Annotated in this window: 19 protein-coding genes; 13 read left to right on the top strand and 6 right to left on the bottom strand. The window is 74.7% G+C overall.

Going from position 1 to position 22,747, the window contains the following annotated elements; translation table 11 throughout:
- Positions 1 to 150 precede the first annotated feature (150 nt).
- The 5 genes from ABZ807_RS06650 to ABZ807_RS06630 all read right to left on the bottom strand — a co-directional run bounded on the left by ABZ807_RS06650 (position 151) and on the right by ABZ807_RS06630 (position 6,969).
- Positions 151 to 330: a DUF6104 family protein gene (locus ABZ807_RS06650; protein ID WP_357153663.1), complete on the bottom strand. Its 180-nt coding sequence runs from the start codon at positions 328 to 330 to the stop codon at positions 151 to 153.
- An 89-nt stretch (positions 331 to 419) separates the two neighbouring features.
- The gene (locus tag ABZ807_RS06645; protein WP_357153662.1) at positions 420 to 4,136 is read right to left on the bottom strand and encodes a multifunctional oxoglutarate decarboxylase/oxoglutarate dehydrogenase thiamine pyrophosphate-binding subunit/dihydrolipoyllysine-residue succinyltransferase subunit; all 3,717 of its coding nucleotides are present in this window, start codon (positions 4,134 to 4,136) and stop codon (positions 420 to 422) included.
- Between the two features lie 240 nt (positions 4,137 to 4,376).
- On the bottom strand, positions 4,377 to 5,210 hold the full coding sequence (locus ABZ807_RS06640) for an ABC transporter permease (RefSeq protein ID WP_357153660.1): 834 nt from the start codon (positions 5,208 to 5,210) through the stop codon (positions 4,377 to 4,379).
- Complete coding sequence (locus ABZ807_RS06635) at positions 5,207 to 6,145, bottom strand: ATP-binding cassette domain-containing protein (RefSeq protein WP_357153658.1); 939 nt, start codon at positions 6,143 to 6,145, stop codon at positions 5,207 to 5,209. The genes ABZ807_RS06640 and ABZ807_RS06635 overlap by 4 nt, the downstream gene beginning before the upstream one ends.
- A gap of 152 nt (positions 6,146 to 6,297) precedes the next feature.
- Positions 6,298 to 6,969 carry a hypothetical protein gene (locus tag ABZ807_RS06630; RefSeq protein ID WP_357153656.1) on the bottom strand — a complete coding sequence of 224 codons (672 nt, stop codon included), beginning with the start codon at positions 6,967 to 6,969 and terminating at the stop codon, positions 6,298 to 6,300.
- Positions 6,970 to 7,179: 210 nt separating this feature from the next.
- Here ABZ807_RS06630 and ABZ807_RS06625 point away from each other — a divergent pair, with 210 nt between their 5' ends.
- The 9 genes from ABZ807_RS06625 to ABZ807_RS06585 all read left to right on the top strand — a co-directional run bounded on the left by ABZ807_RS06625 (position 7,180) and on the right by ABZ807_RS06585 (position 16,606).
- Positions 7,180 to 7,959 (top strand): GNAT family N-acyltransferase, encoded by a 780-nt coding sequence (locus ABZ807_RS06625; RefSeq protein ID WP_357153655.1) that lies wholly within the window; start codon positions 7,180 to 7,182, stop codon positions 7,957 to 7,959.
- Complete coding sequence (locus ABZ807_RS06620) at positions 7,956 to 8,993, top strand: lysophospholipid acyltransferase family protein (protein WP_357153653.1); 1,038 nt, start codon at positions 7,956 to 7,958, stop codon at positions 8,991 to 8,993. Before ABZ807_RS06625 ends, ABZ807_RS06620 begins: the two co-directional genes overlap by 4 nt.
- Positions 8,994 to 9,094: 101 nt before the next feature.
- Positions 9,095 to 9,931, top strand: a complete 837-nt coding sequence (locus ABZ807_RS06615; RefSeq protein WP_357153651.1) for a DUF4097 family beta strand repeat-containing protein — start codon at positions 9,095 to 9,097, stop codon at positions 9,929 to 9,931.
- Positions 9,928 to 10,530, top strand: a complete 603-nt coding sequence (locus tag ABZ807_RS06610) for a PadR family transcriptional regulator (RefSeq protein ID WP_357153649.1) — start codon at positions 9,928 to 9,930, stop codon at positions 10,528 to 10,530. Before ABZ807_RS06615 ends, ABZ807_RS06610 begins: the two co-directional genes overlap by 4 nt.
- Before the next feature lie 67 nt (positions 10,531 to 10,597).
- Positions 10,598 to 11,299, top strand: a complete 702-nt coding sequence (locus tag ABZ807_RS06605) for a response regulator transcription factor (RefSeq protein WP_357153647.1) — start codon at positions 10,598 to 10,600, stop codon at positions 11,297 to 11,299.
- A complete protein-coding gene (locus tag ABZ807_RS06600; RefSeq protein ID WP_357153645.1) occupies positions 11,296 to 12,849 on the top strand; it encodes an ATP-binding protein in 1,554 nt (517 codons plus the stop codon). Before ABZ807_RS06605 ends, ABZ807_RS06600 begins: the two co-directional genes overlap by 4 nt.
- Before the next feature lie 62 nt (positions 12,850 to 12,911).
- The gene (locus ABZ807_RS06595; RefSeq protein WP_357153644.1) at positions 12,912 to 14,540 is read left to right on the top strand and encodes a trypsin-like peptidase domain-containing protein; all 1,629 of its coding nucleotides are present in this window, start codon (positions 12,912 to 12,914) and stop codon (positions 14,538 to 14,540) included.
- Between the two features lie 186 nt (positions 14,541 to 14,726).
- Positions 14,727 to 15,398, top strand: coding sequence for a BON domain-containing protein (locus tag ABZ807_RS06590; RefSeq protein WP_357153642.1), 672 nt, complete (start codon positions 14,727 to 14,729; stop codon positions 15,396 to 15,398).
- A gap of 152 nt (positions 15,399 to 15,550) precedes the next feature.
- Positions 15,551 to 16,606, top strand: a complete 1,056-nt coding sequence (locus ABZ807_RS06585) for a glycosyltransferase family 4 protein (RefSeq protein ID WP_357153733.1) — start codon at positions 15,551 to 15,553, stop codon at positions 16,604 to 16,606.
- A gap of 37 nt (positions 16,607 to 16,643) precedes the next feature.
- Here ABZ807_RS06585 and ABZ807_RS06580 read toward each other — a convergent pair whose 3' ends face one another.
- Complete coding sequence (locus ABZ807_RS06580; RefSeq protein ID WP_357153640.1) at positions 16,644 to 16,793, bottom strand: hypothetical protein; 150 nt, start codon at positions 16,791 to 16,793, stop codon at positions 16,644 to 16,646.
- On the opposite strand from ABZ807_RS06580, the gene ABZ807_RS06575 reads away from it, so the two are divergent.
- Genes ABZ807_RS06575 through ABZ807_RS06560 form a run of 4 tightly spaced genes read left to right on the top strand, consistent with a single transcriptional unit; the run spans position 16,792 to position 22,654 of the window.
- On the top strand, positions 16,792 to 17,625 hold the full coding sequence (locus ABZ807_RS06575) for a patatin-like phospholipase family protein (RefSeq protein WP_357153638.1): 834 nt from the start codon (positions 16,792 to 16,794) through the stop codon (positions 17,623 to 17,625). The two genes, ABZ807_RS06580 and ABZ807_RS06575, sit on opposite strands and share 2 nt — an antisense overlap.
- Entirely contained in the window at positions 17,625 to 18,683 is a 1,059-nt protein-coding gene (locus ABZ807_RS06570) for a 1-acyl-sn-glycerol-3-phosphate acyltransferase (RefSeq protein WP_357153636.1), read from the top strand. Before ABZ807_RS06575 ends, ABZ807_RS06570 begins: the two co-directional genes overlap by 1 nt.
- Positions 18,684 to 18,692: 9 nt before the next feature.
- A complete protein-coding gene (gene cutA / locus ABZ807_RS06565; protein ID WP_357153634.1) occupies positions 18,693 to 19,013 on the top strand; it encodes a divalent-cation tolerance protein CutA in 321 nt (106 codons plus the stop codon).
- Between the two features lie 47 nt (positions 19,014 to 19,060).
- A complete protein-coding gene (locus ABZ807_RS06560; protein WP_357153632.1) occupies positions 19,061 to 22,654 on the top strand; it encodes a hypothetical protein in 3,594 nt (1,197 codons plus the stop codon).
- Positions 22,655 to 22,747: the final 93 nt, after the last annotated feature.

Here is a 22,747-nt window from a genome sequence, read left to right as displayed (position 1 = left end):
CACGCGCTCCCGTGCCCGGGACCTTCGCCCCGCCTTTGCGGGCCCGTTCGGCCCCCGCCCGGCCCCGTCGATCAGGGAGGTGTCGCCACGACCCGCCGGGCTCGGGTGGTGACAACTTCATGATCGACGAGGCGGGGAAGGGGGTAGGGGTCATTCGTCTTCGTCGTCGTCCAGGCGGGCCAGGTAGGTGGCGAGGCGTTCGACGGGGGTTTCGAACTCGGGGTTGAGGTCGACGAAGTCGCGCAGGCGCTCGGCGAGCCACTCGATGCTGATCTGCTCGTCGCCCCGGCGCTCGACGAGTTCCTCGATGCCACGGTCGGTGAAGTACATCCGTACGTCCTTGTCGGAAGGCCGCCGACGGAACCGGGGCAGGGCCGTCACGCGGACGGCGCTGCCCCGGTCTCGGCGGTGCGGTCAGCTCACGGGCGGGGGAGGGCCGCCTCGATCAGCGCGGTCTGCTCGACCTCGTGCATCTTGGCCGAGCCGACCGCCGGGGCCGCCGCGGCCGGGCGGGAGATCCGCCGCAACCGGACGTCGGCCAGGTGCTCCAGCAGGTTGAGCGCGACGAACGACCAGGCGCCCTGGTTCGCCGGCTCCTCCTGCACCCAGGCGAAGTCCTCGGCGTTCGGGTACTGCGCCAGTGTGGCCCGGATCTCCTCGACCGGCATCGGGTGGAGCTGCTCGATCCGGATGATCGCCGTGTCGGTGACGCCGCGTTCCTGCCGGGCCTGGAACAGGTCGTAGTAGACCTTGCCCGAGCAGAGCAGCACCCGCTTCACCTGCTCCGGCGCCGGGGCGGAGGTGTCGGCCAGCACCGGCTGGAAGGTGCCGGTGGTGAAGTCCTCCACGGGGGAGACGCAGAGCTTGTGCCGCAGCAGCGACTTCGGCGTGAACACCACCAGCGGCTTGCGCTTCGGCGACAGGGCCTGGCGGCGCAGCAGGTGGAAGTAGTTCGCCGGGGTGGTCGGGATGGACACCCGCATGTTGTCCTCGGCGCAGAGCTGGAGGAACCGCTCCGGGCGACCGGAGGTGTGGTCCGGGCCCTGGCCCTCGTGGCCGTGCGGCAGCAGCAGGGTGACCGCGGAGCGCTGGCCCCACTTCACCTCGCCGGAGGAGATGAACTCGTCGATCACCGACTGGGCGCCGTTGACGAAGTCACCGAACTGGGCCTCCCAGCAGACCAGCGCGTTGACGTTCTCCACCGAGTAGCCGTACTCGAAGCCCATCGCGGCGTACTCGCTGAGCAGCGAGTCGTGCACGAAGAAGCGGGACCGCTCGCCGTGGCCGGTGAGCGTCTGCAACGGCAGGTAGTCGTCGCCGGTCTTGGCGTCGACCACCGCGGCGTGCCGCTGGACGAAGGTGCCGCGGCGGGAGTCCTGGCCGGCGAGCCGGACGGTGACCCCGTCGTGCAGCAGCGCGCCGAACGCGATGATCTCGCCGAAGCCCCAGTCGATGTTGCCCTCGACGGACATCTTGGCCCGCCGGTCGAGCAGCTGCTGGATCCGCTTGTGCGGGGTGAAGCCCTCGGGGAGGTTGAGGTGCGCCTCGCCGATCGCCTTGACCACGGCGGCGTCGATGGCGGTCTCCACCTGCGGCTCCGGCTCCTCCTCGCGGCGGGGCCGGCTGAGCTGGCGGGGGGTGGTGGCGGCGTCCCGGGTGGCCTTGAAGACCCGCTCCAGCTGCGACTGGTAGTCGCGCAGCAGCTCCTCGGCGTCCTCCACGGTGATGTCACCCCGCCCGATCAGCTCTTCGGTGTAGAGCTTGCGCACCGAACGCTTCGAGTCGATGATCTTGTACATCTGCGGGTTGGACATCGACGGGTCGTCGCCCTCGTTGTGCCCGCGCCGGCGGTAGCAGACCAGGTCGATCACGACGTCCTTGTTGAACGCCTGCCGGTACTCGAAGGCCAGCCGGGCGACCCGGACCACGGCCTCGGGGTCGTCGCCGTTGACGTGGAAGATCGGCGCCTGGATCATCCGGGCCACGTCGGTGCTGTAGAGGCTGGAGCGCGAGTATTCCGGGGCGGTGGTGAAGCCGACCTGGTTGTTGACCACCACGTGTACGGTGCCGCCGGTGCGGTAGCCGCGCAGCTGGGAGAGGTTGAGCGTCTCGGCGACCACGCCCTGGCCGGCGAAGGCGGCGTCACCGTGCACCGCCAGCGGCAGCACGGTGTAACCCTCCAGCTTGAGGTCTATCCGGTCCTGCTTGGCGCGGACTATGCCCTCCAGCACCGGGTCCACGGCCTCCAGGTGCGACGGGTTCGCCACCACGGAGACCTTGACCGCGTGGTCGCCGGCCGGGGTGGTGAACTTGCCGTTCTGGCCCAGGTGGTACTTCACGTCGCCGGAGCCCTGGGTCGAGCGCGGGTCCAGGTGGCCCTCGAACTCGGAGAAGATCTTCTCGTACGGCTTGCCGACGATGTTGGCCAGCACGTTGAGCCGGCCGCGGTGGGCCATGCCGATGACGACCTCGTCCAGCCCGTCCCCGGCGGAGGCCTCCAGCACCTCGCCGAGCAGCGGGATCAGCGACTCGCCGCCTTCCAGCGAGAAGCGCTTCTGCCCGACGTACTTGGTCTGCAGGAAGGTCTCGAAGGCCTCGGCGGCGTTGAGCCGGTTGAGCACGTGCTTGTGCTCGTCGGCCGAGGGCTTCTCGTACCGGCGCTCGATCCGCTCCTGGATCCAGCGCCGCTCCTCCGGGTCCTGGATGTGCATGTACTCGATGCCGACCCGGCGGCAGTACGAGTCGCGCAGCACGCCGAGGATCTCCCGCAGCTTCATCCGCTGCCGGCCGGCGAAACCGTTGACCGGGAAGACCCGGTCGAGGTCCCACAGGGTCAGTCCGTGCTGGAGGACGTCCAGGTCCGGGTGCTTCCGGATCTTGAACTCCAGCGGGTCGGTGTCGGCCATCAGGTGGCCGCGCACCCGGTACGCGTGGATCAGCTCGTGGACCCGTGCGGTCTTGTTGATCTGCCCCTCGGAGTCGACCGCGACGTCGCGGACCCAGCGCACCGGCTCGTACGGGATGCGCAGCGAGGTGAAGATCTGGTCGTAGAAGCCCCGCTCGCCGAGCAGCAGCTCGTGCATCACCTTGAGGAACTCGCCGGACTGCGCGCCCTGGATGATCCGGTGGTCGTACGTGCTGGTCAGCGTGATGATCTTGCTGACCGCCAGCTCGGCGAGGGTGGCCTCGCTCATGCCCTGGTACGGCGCCGGGTACTCCATCGCGCCGACGCCGATGATGGCGCTCTGCCCCTGCATCAGCCGGGGGATCGAGTGCACCGTGCCGATGCCGCCCGGGTTGGTCAGCGAGATGGTGGTGTCGGTGTAGTCCTCCATGGTCAGCTCGTTGCGGCGGGCGCGCCGGACCACGTCCTCGTACGCCTGCCAGAACTGCCGGAAGTCCATCTGCTCGCAGGCCTTGATGGAGGGCACCACCAGGTTGCGGGAGCCGTCCGGCTTGGCCAGGTCGATCGCGATGCCCAGGTTGACGTGCTCCGGGCGGACCATCGCCGGCTTGCCGTCGACCTCGGCGAAGGAGTTGTTCATCTCCGGGTGCTCGACCAGCGCCCGGACCATCGCGTACCCGACCAGGTGGGTGAAGCTGACCTTCCCACCGCGCCCGCGGGTGAGGTGGTTGTTGATCACGATGCGGTTGTCGACCAGCAGCTTGGCCGGGACGGCGCGCACGCTGGTCGCGGTCGGGACGGCCAGCGAGGCGTCCATGTTCTGCACGATCTTGGCGGCCACGCCGCGCAGCGGGGTGGTGCCCGCGCCGCCCGCGGTCGGAGCCTTCGCGGCCGGCCTGGCCGGGGCGGCCTTGGCGGGCGCCGGCTTGGCGGGCGCGGCCTTGGCGGCGGGGGCGGCCGGCTTGGCGGGGGCGGCCGGCTGGGTCACGGTCGCGGCGGCCTCCTGTTGCCCGGCCGGCTCGGCGGGGGCGGGCTTGGCGGGGGCCTTCTCCTCGGCCGGGCGCGGCGTCGCGGCGCCCGGGGCCGGCCGGTAGTCGGCGAAGAAGTCGTGCCAGGCCGAGTCGACGCTCGACGGGTCGGCGAGGTAGCGCTGGTACATCTCTTCGACGATCCACTCGTTCGGGCCGAAACCCGCCAACGGGTTCTCCTGCGAAGTCTGCTGGGTCGACACGGCCGGTAATCGCCTCTTTCACGCGGGTTCGGCACCCATGCCCGGTTACGGGCGTGGGAAGACGGCTCCCAGGCTACGCCGTACGAATGCCGCAGGCATTTCCGCCTCCGGCGGGTGGCCTGTTTCACAGAAGATGCCAGATCTTCGGCAAACGGTGCGTGTCTGGTCGCCTCCTGCTAAACGCCGACGGCCCCGGCCGGTGACGTGGTCGCCACCGGCCGGGGCCGTCGCCGGGTCCGCTCAGGCGATGTCGCGGCGTCGCATGATCAGGCTGCCGGCCGCCGTGGTCACCACGGCGTACGCGATCAGGACCACCGCGCCCACCCACTGTGGCGGGTTGCCGGGCAGTTCGGTGCCGCTGATCATCAGCGCGGACGCGGTGGACGGCACGATCACCGCCAGCTTGCCGATCCAGTCCCATTCCAGCCACTGCTGGAGCAGGAAGAAGATCACGTTCGCCGCGGTCGTGCCGACCAGGTAGAGCACCACGGCGGTGATGGTCGCCCCGATCTGGCTGCGGATCAGCACGCCGAAGCCGACGCCGAAGATGCCCCAGAGCACGTACGCCAGCAGGTTGAGCAGCATCGCCCGGGTGATGTCCCAGTCGCCCAGGTGCGCGTCCCACCCCTTCACCGCGAAGAAGATCAACGTCGCCGGCACGGTCAGCACGGTGGTGACCAGCCAGAAGAACGCGCCGATCAGCGCCGAGGTGACGAGCTTGGCGGTGACCACCACCGTCCGGTGCGGAGTGGTGAGGAAGGTGGTCGTCGCGGTCTGGTGGTAGAACTCGTTCGTCACCACGATGATGCCGAGCAGCAGCACGAAGAGCAGCCCGAAGTACTGCCCCGAGGTGAACAGGTTCGCCGCCTGGTAGACCTCGTTCGCCGAGGCCCGGAGCTGCTCGGCCTGCTCCGCCGGCACGCCCTCCAGGTCCTGCGGTCCGCTGAGGTACATGGCCGCGTTCACCGCGTTGACCAGGAACGCCAGCGCCAGCGTGACCAGCGCGCCGAGGCCGAACAGCCACCAGGTGTTGGTCGTACGGATCTTGAGCAGCTCGGATCGGACCAGGTTCATCGGATGCCCGCCTTCCCGGCCGTCAGCTCCAGGAAGACCCGTTCCAGGTCGGGTCGTTCCGTGGTGAGTTCGTGCAGTTCCACGCCGGCGGCCAGGGCGACCCGGCCGACGGTCGGGGCGTCCGCCCCGTCCACCAGCAGCACGCCGTGCTCGTCCGGGGTGACGGTGGCCGACTGCGCCTTCAGCGCGGCGGTGAGCTCGTCGGCCTGCGGGGTGCGCACCCGCACCCGTACCCCCTGGGCCATCGAACCGATCACCTGCTCCACCGGCCCCTGCCGGACCAGCTGGCCGGCGGCGATGATCACCACGTCGTCGGCGAGCAGCTGCATCTCCGAGAGCAGGTGGCTGGAGACCAGCACGGTGCGGCCCTCGTGGGCCAGGCTCTTGAGGAACCCGCGCATCCACCGGATGCCCTCCGGGTCCAGCCCGTTGGCCGGCTCGTCCAGGATCAGCACCCGCGGGTCACCGAGCATCGCGGCGGCGATGCCGAGGCGCTGCTTCATGCCCAACGAGTAGCCCTTGAACTTGCGCCGGGCGGCCGGGGTCAGCCCGACCAGGGCGAGCGCCTCCTCGGCGCGCTGCCGGGGCAGCCCGGCCGCCGCGCAGATCACCCGCAGGTGGTTGATGCCGGTGCGGCCCTTGTGCGCGCTGGATGCCTCCAGCACCGCGCCCACGTGCCGCAGCGGGTCGGTCAGGTCGGCGTAGCGGACACCGTCGACGGTGGCCCCGCCGCTGGTCGGCGTGACCAGGTTCAGCAGCATGCGCAGCGTGGTGGTCTTGCCGGCGCCGTTCGGGCCGAGGAAGCCGGTCACCCGCCCCGGTTCGACGGTGAAGGACAGGTTGTCGACCGCCCGGACGTTCTTGTACTGCTTCGTCAGTCCGGACACCACGATCTGGCCGGTCCCGGTGCTGGGGCTCCACTGCCCGTCGGACATCGTGCTCCTCTCGTGCGGCGGCGCGTCACGCCCCGCGGTGTGCGGCGCCGTTGCTCCAGGGCGCCGTGGCACAGCCTGACAAGGGCGCGCAACCGGGTCAAACAGGCGCGGTCCCTACTCTCGGCTCCGACTCAGGCAGGAGGCGGTCGTCCTCAGGGACGAGACCCCGGCTGGCGGGGCAGCGCGATCCAGGTGGACCGGGCCCGGCCGAGCAGCGCGCCGGTCGGGCCGTACAGGCTGGTGTGCACCAGCGCCTTGCGCCCCTCGCCGGCCACCAGCTCGCCGGTCACCACGCACTCGTCGCCGGGCCGGGGCAGCGCGTCGAGGACCGCGGCGACCCGGCCGAGGACGTACGGCCGGCCCGGGGCGATGACCGCCCAGCCGCCCGGGCAGTCCAACGCCGCCCAGACCGTCGCCGCCAGCACCCGGTCTGGCGCGCGGAACGGCGCGGCGGTCCGGCCGTCCAGCAGCCGGCCGGGGAAGATCCGCAACCCGTCCGGGCGGTCCGGGCCGCAGACGTAGCAGCCGGGGAAGGGGTGGTCCCGCAGGCCGGGGTACGCGCCGGCGGCGGCGGCCGCCGCCGCCGGATCCACCGGGGCGACCGCCGGGGGCAGGTCGTCGGTCGGGCGGACCTGGGCGACGAGCTGCCCGTCCGGGTCGAGGACGTCGCCGTCGGCCATGGTCAGCGGGGTCTCCAGCGGTGGCGGGCGGCGCAGCGTCACCTCGACCGGCCGGTCACCCCCGTACGCCTCGGCGAAGAGCCCGGCGCTCCACCCGCCGTTGCCCGATCCGGGCGGCCCGTTGAACCGGGACTCGATGATCATCGACGCACCTCCGTCGTGCCCGGCGCCGTCGCCGGGTCCGCCCGGGCAGCCTCGCACGCCGGGTCCGCCCGGGCAGCCTCGCACGCCGGCTTCGGCGGAATGTCGGGGAGCCCACCCGGTCGGCGGTTCGGGGCCGAACGCCGGCCGGCGTTCACCGGATCGACACCCGTCGCCGGGTGGCCGGCAACCCCGGGCACCTAGACAGGTCCCATGGCCGTTCTGCATGCCGCTGGCGCACCCCTGACGACCAGCGGATACACCCTGCTGATCGCCGACGACCCGACCCAGGTCGCGGCCGCGCAACGCCTGCGCCACGAGGTCTTCGCCACCGAGCTCGGCGCGACCCTGCGCCCCGGCGGTGCCGGGCTGGACGTCGACGATCTCGACACCCACTGCGACCACCTGATCGTGCGCGAGGAGCGCACCGGCGCGGTGGTCGGCACGTACCGGCTGCTGCCGCCGGGACGTACCGACCGCCGGTACGCCGAGGGCGAGTTCGACCTGACCGCACTCGACCCGCTGCGTGACGTGCTGGTCGAGGCGGGCCGCTCCTGCGTCCACCCCGACCACCGCTCCGGCGCCGTGATCAACCTGATGTGGGCGGGCATCACCCGCTACCTGCACCTGCGCGGCTCCCGCTGGCTGGGCGGCTGCGCCTCGGTGCCGGTGGCCGACGGGGGCCGGACCGCCGCCGAGGTGTGGGGCCGGGCGCGGGCCAGGCACCTGTCCCCGCCGCTGCTGCGGGTCCGCCCGCTGCGCCCCTGGTTCGCCGAGCCGGGGGCGGTCCCGCTGGACACCGCCGAGGGCGGCGCCGCCGGGCAGGCGCTGATCCCGCCGCTGCTGCGCGGCTACCTGCGGCTGGGCGCCTGGGTCGCCGGGGAGCCGGCGTACGACCCGGACTTCGGGGTGGCCGACTTCTACGTGCTCTTCTCCCTGGACCGGATGAACCCGCGCTACCTGCGGCACTTCCTGGGCGGGGCGCAGGAGTGAGCGCCGAGCTGTGGCGGCCCACCTCCGGTTGCGGGCCGGACTGCCTGCCGGTGCCGGGGCAGGTGCCCGCCGTACCCCTGGCCCGGCAGGCGGCCCGGCTGCTGGGCGTACTCGGGATGCTGCTGGCCGGGGCCGGTGTGGTCGCGCTGCTGCCGGTGCTGCCGGCGGCGCCGGGCGCGGCGGCGGTCCGGGGGTGGGCCCGGTTGACGGCCCGCGCCCTCGGGGTGCGGCTGGAGGTGCGGGGCCGGCCGCCGCGCCGGCGGGCGCTGCTGGTCGCCAACCACGTCTCCTGGCTGGACGTGCTGGCGGTGCTGGCCGTCGCGCCGGCCCGGATGCTGGCCAAGCGGGAGGTCCGGGCCTGGCCGCTGGTCGGGCCGCTGGCCCGCGCGGCCGGCGCGCTCTTCGTCGACCGGGCCCGGCCCCGCGAGTTGCCGGCGACGGTCGCCCGGATCGCCGGGGCGCTGCGGGCGGGTGATCCGGTCGCGGTCTTCCCGGAGGGTACGACCTGGTGCGGCACCCCGACGGCGGGCGACTGCCGGCCGGGGCGGGGGTTCCGGCCGGCGGTGTTCCAGGCGGCGATCGACGCCGGGGCCCCGGTGGTGCCGCTGCGGGTCGGCTACCGCTGCGCCGCGACCGGCGAGGCCACCACGGCGGCCGCCTTCCTCGGTGACGACACCCTCTGGCAGTCGGTACGCCGGGTGCTGGCCGCCCGCGACCTGGTGGTCACCGTGCGGGTGGCCGCGGCCCTGCACCCGGCCCCGGACGCGGACCGGCGGGCGCTGGCCCGGGCCGCCGAGTCGGCGGTCCATCTCGTGCCGGCCGCGTCCCGCCCGGTGGCGGCGCTGTCCGGCCCCGGTCCCGTCGGGGTGGTCCTCCCGGTCCGCCCGGCGGCTGCCGGTCCGGCGTCGGCGGCCGACCCGGGTGGCGCGGCCGAGGTGCGGGCCGGGGCCGGCCTCCGGGCCGGCGCGGACCGTCTCGGCGGGGCGGACGTCGCCGGTCCGACGGACGGGCGGGAGCTGACGTTGGCGGCCTGACGCCTACCCGACTCGCGACAGTCTTGTTCTATCGCGATGTATCGCGTTACGCTCCTCTCCTGAGCGCGGGCCGGGGTCCCGCGCACCGAGGGGAGGACGCCATGACCAACTGGACGGTCGAGGAGCCGCGCCGCTTCACCCTGGACGACCCGGTCACCGAGTTGGATGTGCGGCTGATCAGCGGCCGGCTCAACGTGGTCGCCACCGAGGGCCCGGCCCGGGTCGACATCACCCAGGCCGGCGGTGAGCGCCGGCCGATCCACGTCGAGCACCGCGACGGGCGGCTCACCATCGCCCAGGATCGGAAGTTCCGCTGGTCGCAGGTGCTCCGGTGGGCCGGCCCGTTGGCCCGCTGGCCCCGCGTCGACGTCTCCGTCGCGGTCCCCGCCCAGGTGTCCGCCACCCTCAACCTGATCGACGGCTCGCTGGTCGCGTCCGGGCTGCGCGGGCGCACCCGGGCCGACGTGACGTCCGGCCAGATCACCCTGATGGGGCTGCGCGGCACCACCGCGGCGAAGATCGTCTCGGGCCCGGTGGAGGCGCTCGGGGTGGCCGGCGAGCTCATCCTGGAGACCGTCTCCGGCGAGGTCATCCTGGCCGACAGCGCCCCGGGCCAGGTCCGCGCGCACACCGTCTCCGGCCCGATCACCTGCGACTTCGACAACCCCCGGCGCAGCGAGATCCGGCTCAGCACCATCTCCGGCAGCATCACCGTCCGGGTCCGGGAGGACAGCGACCTCGCCGTCCGGCTGCACACCGCCTCCGGCCGCATCACCAGCGGCTTCCCCCAGGTGCTGGCGAGCCGTGGGCTCGCCGCGGTGCGCGACAGCGAGGGAGTCCTCGGCGCCGGCGAGGGTAAGCTCTGGGCGTCCGCGACGTCGGGCAGTATCGCGCTGCTCGCCCGCCCGGTGGACGACGACCAGGAGGAGCTGCCGTGACCGCCGTGTTCAGTCACGGGCGGCTCCGGCTCTACCTGCTCAAGCTGCTCGACGACGGCCCGAAGCACGGCTACGAGCTGATCCGGCTGCTGGAGGATCGCTTCCTCGGCCTGTACGCCCCGAGCGCCGGCACCATCTACCCCCGGCTGCAACGGCTGGAGGTGGAGGGGCTGGTCACCCACACCGCGGCCGGCGGTCGCAAGGTCTACGAGATCACCGAGGCGGGCCGGGGGGAGCTGGGGCAGCGGGCCGACGAGCTGGCCACCCTGGAAGCCGACATCACCACCTCGGTGCAGGATCTCTCCGCCCTCGCCGGGGAGATCCAGACCGAGGTGCGCGGCTCGGTACGGGACCTCAAGCGCGAGCTGCGCGAGGCGGCCCGGCAGACTCGGCAGACCCGCTGGGAGCGGCCGGTGCCGCCGCCGGCGCCCGCCCCCGCCGCCGCACCGCTGCTGACCGAGTTCGACCAGCGGCTGGCCGCCTTCACCATGGAGGCCGGCGGGCTGGTCCGGGCGCAGCGGCTCTCCGACAACCAGCTGCGCACCGCGATCCGGGTCCTCGACGGCGCGCTCGACGGGCTGCGCCGGCTGCTGCGCTGAGCAGCTCACAGGGTATTTCCAGGGAGCGTCCAGCGCTGGTGCAGCCGGGTCACGGATGATGGCTGGCATGGCCGCTACCCAGACCGAGGCGCGACTGCTCGTCGTCGAGGACGATCCCAACATCCTCGAACTGCTCTCCGCCAGCCTGCGCTTCGCCGGTTTCGACGTGGCGACCGCCACCAGCGGCAGCGCGGCGTTGAGCGCCGCCAAGGACCACCGCCCCGACCTCGTGGTCCTCGACGTGATGCTGCCCGACCTGGACGGCTTCGAGGTCATCCGGATGCTCCGCGAGGGCGGCACCCGCACCCCGGTGGTCTTCCTGACCGCCCGGGACGCCACCGACGACAAGATCCGCGGGCTCACCCTGGGCGGCGACGACTACGTCACCAAGCCGTTCAGCCTGGAGGAGCTGACCGCCCGGATCCGCGCGGTGCTGCGGCGTACGGCCACCGGCGAGCACGCCCCCTCCCGGCTCACCTTCGCCGACCTGGAGCTGGACGAGGAGACCCACGAGGTGCACCGCGCCGGCCAGCGGGTGCAGCTCTCGCCGACCGAGTTCAAGCTGCTGCGCTACCTGATGCTCAACGCCAACCGGGTGCTCAGCAAGGCGCAGATCCTCGACCACGTCTGGAACTACGACTTCCGCGGCGACGACAACATCGTCGAGTCCTACATTTCCTACCTGCGCCGCAAGGTGGACAACACCCAGCCCCGGCTGATCCACACCCTGCGCGGGGTGGGCTACGTGCTCCGCAAGCCGGCGGCGTGAGCGTCGTCCACGAGGCGAAGGGCCGGCTCCGCAGCGTCCCGTTGCGGATCAAGCTGGTCGCGTCGGTGCTGGCGCTGGTCGCCGCCGCGCTGGTGGTGATCAGCTCGCTGACCACGTACTTCCTGCGCGACTACCTGGTCGGCCAGGTCGACGCCGAGCTCCAGGTGGCGAGCGTCCAGGTCGGCGGGGTGCTGCCCGACCTGGAGGCGGGCCGGGTGCGGGCCTCGCTGCCCACCGACTACGTCGTGGCGCTGGCCGACGACAACCAGGCCAGGATCATCGGGTACGACCTGATCCTCGAACCGGACGACCTGCCGCCGGTCCCGGCCGACGTGGCCGGCTTCCGGGCCGCGGAGGGCGAGCCGTTCACCGTCCGCTCCAAGGACGGCCACAACCGCTGGCGGATGCTCTACCGAGAGCTGCCGGACGGCCGGGCGCTGGCGGTCGGGCAGCACCTCACCGACGTCGACCTGGCCGTCAAGCGGCTGGTCTGGATAGACCTCCTGGTCGGTGGCGCGGTGCTGATCCTGCTGGCCTCGATCGGCGCGGCGATCGTGCGGACCAGCCTCAGACCGCTGGTGGAGATCGAGCGCACGGCCGGCGCGATCGCCGGAGGTGACCTCACCAGGCGGGTGCCCGACCCGGAGGAGGGGCGGGAGTGTGCCACCTCCGAGCTGGGCCGGCTCTCCCGCGCGCTGAACGCGATGCTGGCCCAGATCGAGGCCGCGTTCACCGCCCGGGCCGCGTCGGAGACGGCCGCCCGCTCGGCCGAGGCCGGCGCCCGGGACGCCGCGTATGCCGCCCAGGCCTCCGAGGCGCGGGCCCGCCGCTCCGAGGAGCGGATGCGGCAGTTCGTCGCGGACGCCTCGCACGAGCTGCGTACCCCGCTGACCACCATCCGGGGCTTCGCCGAGCTGTACCGGCAGGGCGCGGCCCGCGCGCCCGAGCGGACCGCCGACCTGCTGCGGCGCATCGAGGACGAGGCGGCCCGGATGGGGCTGCTGGTGGAGGACCTGCTGCTGCTGGCCCGGCTGGACCGGGAACGGCCTCTCTCGCTGGCCCCGGTCGAGCTGCCGGTGCTCGCCTCCGACGCCGTGCAGGCCGCGCGGGTGGTCACCCCCGACCGGCGCATCGAGCTGGACATCGAGCCCGGCTCGGGCCCGCTGGTGGTGCACGGGGACGACGCCCGGTTGCGGCAGGTGATCGGCAACCTGATGACCAACGCCCTCACCCACACCCCGCCCGAGGCGTCGGTGACGCTGCGCCTGCGCAGCGAGCCGGGGAACCTGGCCGTGGTCGAGGTGGCGGACACCGGTCCGGGACTCAGCCCGGACCAGGCCGAGCGGGTGTTCGAGCGCTTCTACCGGGCCGACCCGGCCCGGACCCGCCTGGCGAGCGGGATCACCAGCACCGGGCTGGGCCTGGCCATCGTCGCCGCCCTGGTCTCCGCCCACCACGGCACCGTGCAGGTCGCCGAGACCCCGGGCGGCGGGGCGACCTTCCGGGTCCGGCTGCCGCTGCTGCCCGACGCCGACGGCGAGGCCGACTGACTTTCAGAGAACATTCAGGCCGGTTCCAGGCTGGTGCCAGTGCGAGGGGAGAAAGTGGATCCATGACCGAGTTCGAGTCCGACCCGCAGCGGCGGCCGGCCGCCCCCGACGCGGAGCCGTCGCATCCCACCGCCGAGCTGTCCCGCGTCGAGCGCGGGCAGTCCGACTCCACCGAAGCCCGCCCGGCCACTCCGGGCGACGCCGCCGGCACCGTGGGGGAGCCGGCCGGCACCCCGGGCGCCCCCACCACGCCGTACGGGCCCGACGCCCAGGCCCCCACCACGCCGTACGCCGGGGCGGGCCAGACCACCACCACGCAATACGCCGAGGTGGGCCAGACTTCCGCCGCGCCGTACGCCGGCGCGGGCCAGACCTCCGGCGCCGCGTACCCGGGCACCGCCCAGACGTCCGCCGCGCCGTACCCGGCCGGTGGGGCGCACGGTGGCGACCAGGGCTACCGCCCCGGCTACCAGCCTTACCCGTCCTCCGGTCAGTACCCGGCCGCCGGCTACCAGCCGGGGCAGCCGGGGCAGCAGTCTGGCTGGACGGCCGGCTACCCGGGGGCGCAGGGGCCCGATGGGCCGGTGCCGCCGCAGCACGACGGGCAGCCGGTGCCGCCCTGGGCCGCGGGCCCCCGCCCCTCCAAGGTCGCCAAGTTCGTCGGCGCGGGCGTCGCGGTCTTCGCCCTGATGCTCGGCTCCGGCGTGGCCGGCGGCGCGCTCGCCCTGGCCGTGAACGGCGACTCGGGCGGCATCACCCGCACCTACTCGGCCGCCCCGGTGATCAACAGCGCCGACCTGCCGAAGATCGCCGCCGCCGTGCAGGACAGCGTGGTCTCGATCATGACGGGCAACGGCGAGGGCTCCGGCGTGATCCTCAGCGCCGACGGCTACGTGCTCACCAACAACCACGTGGTCGCCTCCGCCTCCGGCGACACCGTCCGGGTGGTCTTCGCCGACGGCAAGACCGCCCAGGCCAAGATCGTCGGCACCGACCCGAAGACCGACCTCGCGGTGGTCAAGGCCAGCGGCGTCAGCGGCCTGAAGGCCGCCACGTTCGGCGACAGCGACGGGATGCAGGTCGGCGACCAGGTGCTCGCCCTGGGCAGCCCGCTGGGCCTGCAGGGCTCGGTCACCGCCGGCATCCTCAGCGCCCGGGACCGGACCATCCAGGCCGGCGAGAACGGGCAGCAGCAGACCCCGCAGCAGGGCGTCAGCTCGATCTCCGGGCTGCTCCAGACCGACGCGCCGATCAATCCCGGCAACTCCGGGGGCGCGCTGGTCAACACCCGGGGCGAGGTGATCGGCATCAACACCGCCATCGCCACCGCCGGGCAGGGCAGCAGCGGCAACATCGGGGTCGGCTTCGCCATCCCCAGCAACAAGGCCAAGGACGTCGCCGAGAAGCTCCAGCGCGGCGAGAAGGTCAGCCACCCGTCCCTCGGGGTCAGCGTCAACGCCGCCGAGAACGGCGGGGCGCTGGTCGCCGCGATCGTGCCGGGCAGCGCCGCCGAGAAGGCCGGCCTGCAGCGGGGCGACGTGATCACCAAGTTCGGCGACAAGGTGGTCAACGACTCCAACGACCTGGTCGGCGCCGTGCAGGCCGGCAAGGTCGGCGACCGGGTCGAGGTGACCTACAAGCGAAATGGTGCCGAGGTGAAGGCAACCGTCACGCTCGCCGAGACGTCATAACACCAGACCTGCCTCCTACCGGGCGGCGGGTGGCGGAGCCAAGGAGGTTGGCTCCGTCGCCCGCCGCCTTTCTCGTGCCCCCACCGCCCCGGCCCGCCCGGCACCGGTTCACCCGGGTGGGGTGAACCAGGGTCACCCGATCCGTCGGCATCCTCGCCAGGAGCCGACCGCACGGGAGGGGACGCCATGACGACGGCAGCGGCCACCCGCACCGATCCGGACATCCAGCGCGACGTGCTGGACGAGCTGGCCTGGGACCCGCAGGCCCAGCCGAACGAGATCGGGGTGAGCGTCGCCGACGGCGTGGTCACCCTGACCGGCCGGGTGGACAGCTACGCCCGCAAGTGGGCGGCGCAGCGCTGCGCGCACCGGGTACGGGGCGTGCGCGCGGTCGCCGACGACATCGAGGTACGCCTGCCCGGCCTCGACGGCCAGGACGACGGCGACCTCGCCCTCGCCGCCGTACGGGCGCTGGAGTGGGACAGCTTCGTGCCCGCCGAGCGGCTGGACGTGACGGTGTCCGCCGGCTGGCTGATGCTGCGCGGCGAGGTGGAGTTCGGCTACCAGCGGCGCACCGCCGAGCAGGAGCTGCGCCGGCTGCGGGGCGTACGGGGGTTGACCAACCTGGTCGAGGTGGTGCCGCCTACCGCGCCGAGCGCCGAGCAGACCGCCCTGGACCTGCGCCGGGCGCTGCGCCGGCGGGCCGGCACCGAGGCGGTCACCGTCGAACTGGCCGGCGACACCGTGGTCCTCGGCGGTACCGTCCGTTCCTGGTGGGAGCGGGACGAGGCGGAGCGGGTCGCCTGGTCGGCCCCGGGCGTACGGGCCGTTGACGACCGCCTGGTGGTCACCGGGTGAAACGCCCGCCGCGCCCGATGGTTGTCCGTTTAGCGCGGCCGGGGCGGGGAAATCGCCGCCGATCCCGCTCACCGGGGAAGCAACGGGGAGGACCTGTGGCCGTGACCCACCGTGTGTCGGAGAGCCCGCCCGGACGGCCGCTGCGGATCGCGATGGTGGTCCCGCCGTGGCTGTCGGTGCCGCCACCCGGCTACGGCGGGCTGGAGCAGGTGGTGTGGGGGCTGGTGGACGGGCTGGTGGAGCATGGACACGCGGTGACCCTCTTCGGCGCGGGCCGGCAGCACGGCACCGCCGCCGACTTCGTCTCCACCGTCGGGGACCTCCAGTACCCCCGGCTCGGCGAGGCGCTGCCGGAGCTGGCCCACCTGGCCCGGGTGAACCACCTGATCTCCCCGGCGGACTTCGACGTGATCCACGACCACACCACCATCGGCCCGCTGGTCGCCGGCCGGCGGGCGGTGCCGACGGTGGCGACCGTGCACGGCAACCCGGTCGGGGAGTACGGCACTGTGCTCAGCGACACCGACCAGGGCGTGGGGCTGGTGGCCATCTCGCACGCCCAGCGCCGGTTGAACCCGGACCTGCCCTGGGTGGGGACCGTGCACAACGCGATGGACATGCAGGATTTTCCGCACAAGCTGGCCCCCGGCCGCGGCCCGGTGCTCTGGCTGGCCCGGTTCAGCCCCGACAAGGGCCCGGACGTGGCGATCCGCGCCTGCCGGGCGGCCGGCCTGCCGCTGACCCTGGCCGGCAAGTGCAACGAGCCCCCCGAGTGGCGCTACTTCGGCGAGGTCGTCGAGCCGCTGCTGGACGAGGACGTCAACGTGGTGTTCAACGCTGACCGGGAGGCGACCCTGCGGCTGCTGGTGGACGCGCGATGCCTGATCATGCCGATCCAGTGGGATGAGCCGTTCGGCATGGTGATGGTGGAGGCGATGGCGACCGGCACGCCGGTCGTGGCGCTGCGCCGCGGGGCCGTGCCGGAGCTGGTGGTGGACGGGGTGACCGGGCTGGTCCGGGATCGCGCCGAGGAGCTGCCGGAGGCGTTGCGCGCGGCGATCCGGCTCGACCCGGCGGCGTGCGTCGCGCACGCGGCACGAAACTTCTCCAGAGACCGTATGGCGCAGGGCTACGAGGCGGTGTACCGGCAGTTCGCGTTCGGCACGACGGAGGCGGCCTGGGAGCCGACACCGATCGCCACCCGCTGACTGGCCGCCGCCGGATCCGCCGCCCGGCGGACCGGAGTCAGACCCGGGTGGCGCCGAGGTCCACGATGATTCCGCGCTCACCCTCCGCCGTGGACGCCTCGCGCGCCGCTACCACCCGCAGGCCGGAGCGGGGTGACCAGCGGCTGGGCCCGGGCGGGCGGCGGGCACATGCCAGGATGAACCACATGGGTGGCGGTCCGGTGGCGTTCGTGCTCGGCGGCGGGGGAGTGCTCGGCGCGGTCGAGGTGGGCATGCTGCGCGCCTTGTTCCGCGCCCGGATCCGCCCGGACGTGGTGCTCGGCACCTCGATCGGCGCGGTCAACGGCGCGCTGGTCGCCGCCGACCCGTCCGAGGCGGTCACCGACCGGCTGGTCCGGCTCTGGGCCTCGCCGGAGGCGAACGAGGTGTACGGCGACTCGGTGGCCCGCCAGCTGCGCCGGTTCGCCGCCCGTACCCACCTGCACTCGCCCCGGCCGCTGCGCAAGCTGCTGGAGAAGGAGCTGGGCGCGGAGACCACCTTCGCCGACCTGAAGGTGCCGTTCCGCTGCTGCGCGGCGAACATCGAGCGGGCCGCCGAGCACTGGTTCGTCAGCGGGCCGCTGGTGCCGGCGGTGCTCGCCTCGGCCTCCGTACCGGGGCTGCTGCCGCCGGCCCGGATCGACGACCAGCACTACATCGACGGGGGGATCGTCAACTCGATCCCGATCGGCGAGGCGGTCGCGGTGGGCGCGCGGCGGATCTTCGTACTCCAGGTGGGCCGGATCGAGCGGGAGCTGGCGCCGCCCCGGCGGCCCTGGGAGATCGCCCAGGTCGCGTTCGAGATCGCCCGGCGGCACCGGTTCGCCCGGGAGATGGCGGCGCTGCCCGAGGGGGTGGAGGTGCACGTGCTGCCGACCGGCGGGCTGAAGCCCCGGGACGACAGCCCGTGGGCGTACCGGGACACGGCGGCGGTGGGGCGGCGGATCAGCCGCGCCTACACCGCCTCCCGGCACTACCTGGCGACCCAGCTGGACCGCTGATGCCGCTGCCACCCAGGTGGGTACGCCGGATGCTGCTGGCGCCCGGCGTGGTGCTGCTCGCGGTCGTGGTGTTGACCACGGTGCCGCTCTGGGCGCTGCTCGGCCTGGCGCTGTCGCCCTTCGTGCCCGGCCGGCTGCGCCCGCTGCGCCTGCTCTGGATCGGCTGCGTCTACCTGGTCTGGGACGCGGCGGCGCTGGCCGCGCTCTTCGTGCTCTGGGTGGCCTCGGGGTTCGGGCTGCGCAAGCGTTCGCCGGCCTTCCAGCGGGCGCACTACGTGCTCGCCGGCCACTTCCTGCGGGTGCTCTTCTGGCAGGCCCGTTGGACGCTGCGGCTGAGCATCGACGTGGTCGGCACCGACCCGGACACCGCCCTGCCCGGCCGGCCCGAGCTGGTGCTCTGCCGGCACGCCGGGCCGGGTGATTCGTTCATCCTGATCCACTCGCTGGTCAACTGGTTCCACCGCGAGCCGCGGATCGTGCTCAAAAAGAGCCTGCAGTGGGACCCGGCGATCGACGTGCTGCTCAACCGGCTGCCCAACCGGTTCATCGCGCCCGGCCCGGACGGTCGTGACTCGGTGGTCCGGCAGATCGGCCAGCTCGCCACCGACCTGGACGACGACGACGCGTTCGTGATCTTCCCGGAGGGCGGCAACTTCACCCCCGGCCGCCGGCTGCGGGCCATCGCCCGGCTCCGCGCGCTCGGGTTGGAGCGAATGGCGCTGCGCGCCGAGCGGATGCAGCACGTGCTCGCCCCGCAGCCCGGTGGTCTGCTCGCCGCGCTGGACGCCGCCCCGGACGCCGGGGTGATCTTCGTGGCGCATACCGGTCTGGACCGGATGCTCACCGTGGGCGATGTCTGGCGGGAGCTGCCGATGGACAAGCGGATCGTGATGCGGTTCTGGTCGGTGCCGCCGGAGGAGATCCCGACCGGACGCCAGGAGCGCATCGACTGGCTCTTCGACTGGTGGGGCCGGATCGACACGTGGATCGCGGCCAACCGCGACGGCGACCCCACGGGTAGCCGCTCGGCCGGCGCCGCCCGTGGCGACGCCGCGTAGGGTGCGCTGATGGAAGAGCTCTGCGTGGTCACGACGGTGGTGGACGCGCGCCGGGTCGCGGACGCGCTGGCGGCCGAGATGGTCGCCGGGCGGCTGGCCGCCTGCGCGCAGGTCGGCGGCCAGGTCGACAGCACCTACTGGTGGCGTTCCGGGGTGGAGACCGGCACCGAGTGGTCGGTGCAGTTCAAGACCGCCCCCGACCGGGTGGCCGCGCTGGTCGACCGGATCCGCGCCGGTCACCCGTACGAGGTGCCGGAGATCCTGGTGTCCCGGGTGGAGTGCGGGGAGCCGGCGTACGCCGCCTGGGTGCACGAGAACACCCGTACCTAGGTACGCGCACTCTGGGCGGGCCGCGCCCGGGCCGTGAGGATGGCCGGGTGGAGAACACCGGCTATCCCTGCCCCGGCTGCGACGCGCCCGCCGATCTCGTCCGCGGGTGCTCCGGCTGCCGCCGGCCGCCGTACCCGCCCGCGGCGGAGGTGATCCGGCTGGACGCGGAGATCCGCGCGCTCGGCCCGGAGCTGGAGCGGGCCCGCGAGGCGTACCAGGGTCTGTCCGGCCGGCTGCTCGCGGCGCAGCGGCGGCGGGCGGAGCTGGCGGCCCGGGTCCGCGCGGAGATGGCCCGGCCGGTGCCGGTGCCGGCCGGGCCGGTGCCGCCGGTCGCGGTCCGACCCGTCCCGGTCCCGGCGCCGCCCGGGCGGCCGGAGACTTCGACCCGGACGGTGCAGGGGCTGCTGTTCGTCCTCGGTGGGCTGCTCCTCGGCACCGCGGCGGTGGTCTTCACCGCCGTCGCCTGGGCCGCCGTGGGGGTCGCCGGGCGGGCGGCGATCCTGGCCGGGTTCACCGTGCTGGCCCTGGCCGCGCCGCTGGTCGCGGCCCGGCGCGGGCTGCGGGGCACCGCGGAGACCTTCGCCGCGGTGGGGCTGCTGCTGGTGGTCCTCGACGGGTACGCCGCCTGGGCGGTGGACCTGTTCGGCGTGGCCGGCTGGCCGGGCACCCGGTACGCCGCGCTGGTCGGGGGGGCCAGCGCGGCGGTCGCCGCCGGGTACGCGCGGCTCAGCCGGTTGACCGTGCCCTGGTTCGCGGCGCTCGTCGTCGCGCAGCCGGTGCTGCCGCTGGCCGTGGTCCAGGCCCGGCCCGGGGCCGGCGGGTGGACCCTGGTCCTGCTCGCGGTGGCGCTGCTCGACCTCGTGGTGGTGGTCGCGCTGCGCCGCCGGTCCGGGGCACCGGCCGGGCCGTCCGGGCCCGGCGGCGTGCCGTCCGGTCCCGCCGCCGCCCCGGTGGCGGCGGGCCCGGCGCCGGGCATGGCCACGGACCGGCGGTTCCCGGCGGGGCCTGGTGGGACGCCGGCGGTGGTCGGCGGGGGCACGCCGGCCGCCCCGCCGGAGGCGCGGATCGGGGGGCCGGCGGCCGGTGGGGGACCGGTCGCCGGGCCGGGCGTCCCGGCCGTCGTGCTGGCCGGACAGGTGCTCGCCTGGCTCGGCTTCGGTGCCGCGACGGCGCTCGCCGCCGGCTGTGCGCTGGTGCCGCTGGCCTGGGGCCGGGCCGCCGGCCAGCCGCTGCTGGCCGGGGTGCCGATGCTGCTGGTGGGGCTGGTCCTGCTCGGCGCGGCGTGGGCCGCCGGTGGCCGGGTGTTCCGTCAGGTCGCGGCGGCGCTGCTGGTGCCGCTGCTGGCCGGCGCGCTGCTCCGGCCGGTGGCCGAGCTGCGTCCGGGGCTGCTGCTGGTGGCGGCCGCCCTGGTGACCGCCGCCCTGGCCGGGGCGGCCCGGCTGGTCCCGGCGGGGCTGCGCGCCGGCCCCCGGGTCGGCGCCCTGGTGGTCGCCGGTGGGCTGGCCCAGGTGGGCCTCCTGGGCACCCTGCTGGTCGCCGGTGGCGCGGTGGCCCGCTCGCTGCCCGGGTGGCGGGGGGCGGCGGCCGGTCCGGCGCTCGGCTGGGGCTGGCAGCTCCCGGTCGCCGTCGCGGCGACCGCCGCCGCGACCGGCCTGCTGCTGCCCCGGGCCGCCCGCCCGGTGACCGCGCTCGTCGGTGTGGCGCTGACCGCGTCCGCCCTGCCGGCGGTGGCCGCCACGCCGTGGCCGGCGGCGCTCGCCCTCGACCTCGCCGTCGGCGTGGCGCTGCTGCTGGCCGTGGCGGCGCCGGGTCGCCGCACCCCGACCGTGCTGGTCGGGTCGCTCGCCGGCGCCGCCCTGCTCGGCCACGGGCTGCTGGTGGCACTGGCCGCCCCGGGCGGCATGCTGGTGACGCTCGGGGTGCTGCTGCCGGCCGGGCTCGCGCTGGCCACCCGGGCCCGCCGGGGCACCCCGGCGCAGCGCGCCGTCGCCGGGGCCGGGCTGGCCGTGGCGCTGCTCGCCGTACCGGCGGGGGCCGTCGTCGCGCTCCTCGCCGCCGGGTCGGCCCCCTGGTGGCAGCTGCGGGCCGGGTTCGCCGCCGCCGTGCTGCCGCTCGTCGCGCTCGGCGCGGTCCGCCGCCACTGGCCCGACCTCGACGGGTACGCCTCGACGGCGTCCGCCGTGGCGCTCGGCGTGTTCGGGCTGGCGCCGGTGGTCGTACCGGCCGCCGAACCGGTGGCGCTCTACGCCGCGCTCGTCGTGCTGCTGCTGGCGGCGGTCGACCGGGACACCCCGGCCTCGGCCGTCGGTCGGGTGGTGGCCGGCCCGCTGGCGGTGGTCTCGGCGCTCGCCGCCGCCCCGGTGGCCGTGGCGGCGCTCTACTCCCCGTACGACGGGCCGGTCGAGCCCTGGTCGGGCGTACCCGCGACGGCGCCGCTGCCGGGCGGGTGGACGGCCGGCGCGGCCCTGCTGGTGCTGGCGGTCGCCGCCGCGCTGGTGGCCCGGCGGACCCGCGTCACCCCGGCCCTGCCGGCGCTGCCGTTCGCCGCCGCCGCGCTGCCGGTACTGCTGGTGGCCGCCGGCGCGGCCTGGCCGGTGGTGCCGGCGGTGGCGCTGCTCACCGGCCTGGCCGCACTGCTGGCCGCCGCGTTGTCGCGCCCACGCCCGCTGCTGGGCGCGGTCGCGGTGCCGGTCGGGTTGCTCTGGACCCTGGCCGGGCTGGTCGGGCTGCTCGCCACCCGGGCCGGCACCCTCGCCGGCCTGGCGCTGCTGGTCGTGGCGGCGGCCGTGGCCGGCGTCGCCGGGCGGCGGGCCGAGGTGCGGCTGCTCGGCTGCCTGGTGGCGGCCGCCGCGGCGGCCGGCTTCGCGGTGACCGCGTCGCTGGCCGCCGGGCTGCCGCTGCGTACCGCCGGCTTCGCGGTGCTGGCGGTGGCGGTGGCGGTGCTGTACGCCGCGCCGCCGCTGGCCGGGCGCACGCCGCTGACCGGGCGGGCGGCGGAGGGCGCCGCCCAGGCCGTGGCGCTGGTGGCGCTGCTGCTCACCGCGTCCGCCCCGCGCCACGCGGCCGCGGTCTGCGTGCTCTGGGGCGCGGCGCTGGCACCGCGGGTGCTGGATCGGGGCGGGTCCGCCGCCCGGCGGTGGGTCTTCGCGGGCGTCGCCGGCGGCAGCGAGCTGCTCGGCGCCTGGCTGCTGCTCGCTGCCGGCGGCGTGGTGCTGCTGGAGGCGTACACCCTGCCGGCGGCGGGACTGGCGCTGGGCGCGGGCGTGGTCGCGCTGCGTACCCGGCCGGGGTTCACCAGCTGGCTGGCGCTCGGCCCGGGGCTCGCCGCCGGGCTGCTGCCCGGCCTGGTGTCGGTGCTGGTCGCCCCCGAACCCCAGCCGTGGCGACGGCTGCTGCTCGGGGTCGCCGCCCTCGGCGTGGTGCTCGCGGGGGCCAGCCGCCGCTGGCAGGCCCCGGTGGTGCTCGGGGGGACCACGCTGACCCTGCTGGCCCTGCACGAGCTGGTCCGCAGCTGGGACCTGCTGCCCCGGTGGATCTTCCTGGCCGTCGGCGGCTTCGCGTTGATCGCCCTCGCCGCCACGTACGAGCGGCGTCGCCGCGACCTGACCCGGCTGCATGCGGCCGTCGGCCGGATGGGCTGAGGTAGGGGCAACACCACCTCGAATCGGGGTGTTGCCATGATTACCAGGCGCAACCGTCGTCGCGAGAATCGGGGGCGGGCGTGCCAAGGGGCG

This window comes from Micromonospora sp. NPDC047548 (genome assembly GCF_040642975.1).
Lineage (GTDB): Bacteria > Actinomycetota > Actinomycetes > Mycobacteriales > Micromonosporaceae > Micromonospora.
The sequence above is the reverse complement of the archived record's forward strand: the minus strand, read 5'-3'. Positions and strand labels throughout refer to the sequence as shown.

Bases quoted from the DNA above. Each gene is read 5' to 3' on its own strand.
- ABZ807_RS06650 (WP_357153663.1), bottom strand. From the start codon at position 330: ATGTACTTCACCGACCGTGGCATCGAGGAACTCGTCGAGCGCCGGGGC.
- ABZ807_RS06640 (WP_357153660.1), bottom strand. From the start codon at position 5,210: ATGAACCTGGTCCGATCCGAGCTGCTCAAGATCCGTACGACCAACACC.
- ABZ807_RS06635 (WP_357153658.1), bottom strand. From the start codon at position 6,145: ATGTCCGACGGGCAGTGGAGCCCCAGCACCGGGACCGGCCAGATCGTG.
- ABZ807_RS06630 (WP_357153656.1), bottom strand. From the start codon at position 6,969: ATGATCATCGAGTCCCGGTTCAACGGGCCGCCCGGATCGGGCAACGGC.
- ABZ807_RS06625 (WP_357153655.1), top strand. From the start codon at position 7,180: ATGGCCGTTCTGCATGCCGCTGGCGCACCCCTGACGACCAGCGGATAC.
- ABZ807_RS06615 (WP_357153651.1), top strand. From the start codon at position 9,095: ATGACCAACTGGACGGTCGAGGAGCCGCGCCGCTTCACCCTGGACGAC.
- ABZ807_RS06605 (WP_357153647.1), top strand. From the start codon at position 10,598: ATGGCCGCTACCCAGACCGAGGCGCGACTGCTCGTCGTCGAGGACGAT.
- ABZ807_RS06595 (WP_357153644.1), top strand. From the start codon at position 12,912: ATGACCGAGTTCGAGTCCGACCCGCAGCGGCGGCCGGCCGCCCCCGAC.
- ABZ807_RS06590 (WP_357153642.1), top strand. From the start codon at position 14,727: ATGACGACGGCAGCGGCCACCCGCACCGATCCGGACATCCAGCGCGAC.
- ABZ807_RS06585 (WP_357153733.1), top strand. From the start codon at position 15,551: ATGGTGGTCCCGCCGTGGCTGTCGGTGCCGCCACCCGGCTACGGCGGG.
- ABZ807_RS06575 (WP_357153638.1), top strand. From the start codon at position 16,792: ATGGGTGGCGGTCCGGTGGCGTTCGTGCTCGGCGGCGGGGGAGTGCTC.
- ABZ807_RS06580 (WP_357153640.1), bottom strand. From the start codon at position 16,793: ATGTGGTTCATCCTGGCATGTGCCCGCCGCCCGCCCGGGCCCAGCCGC.
- ABZ807_RS06570 (WP_357153636.1), top strand. From the start codon at position 17,625: ATGCCGCTGCCACCCAGGTGGGTACGCCGGATGCTGCTGGCGCCCGGC.
- cutA (WP_357153634.1), top strand. From the start codon at position 18,693: ATGGAAGAGCTCTGCGTGGTCACGACGGTGGTGGACGCGCGCCGGGTC.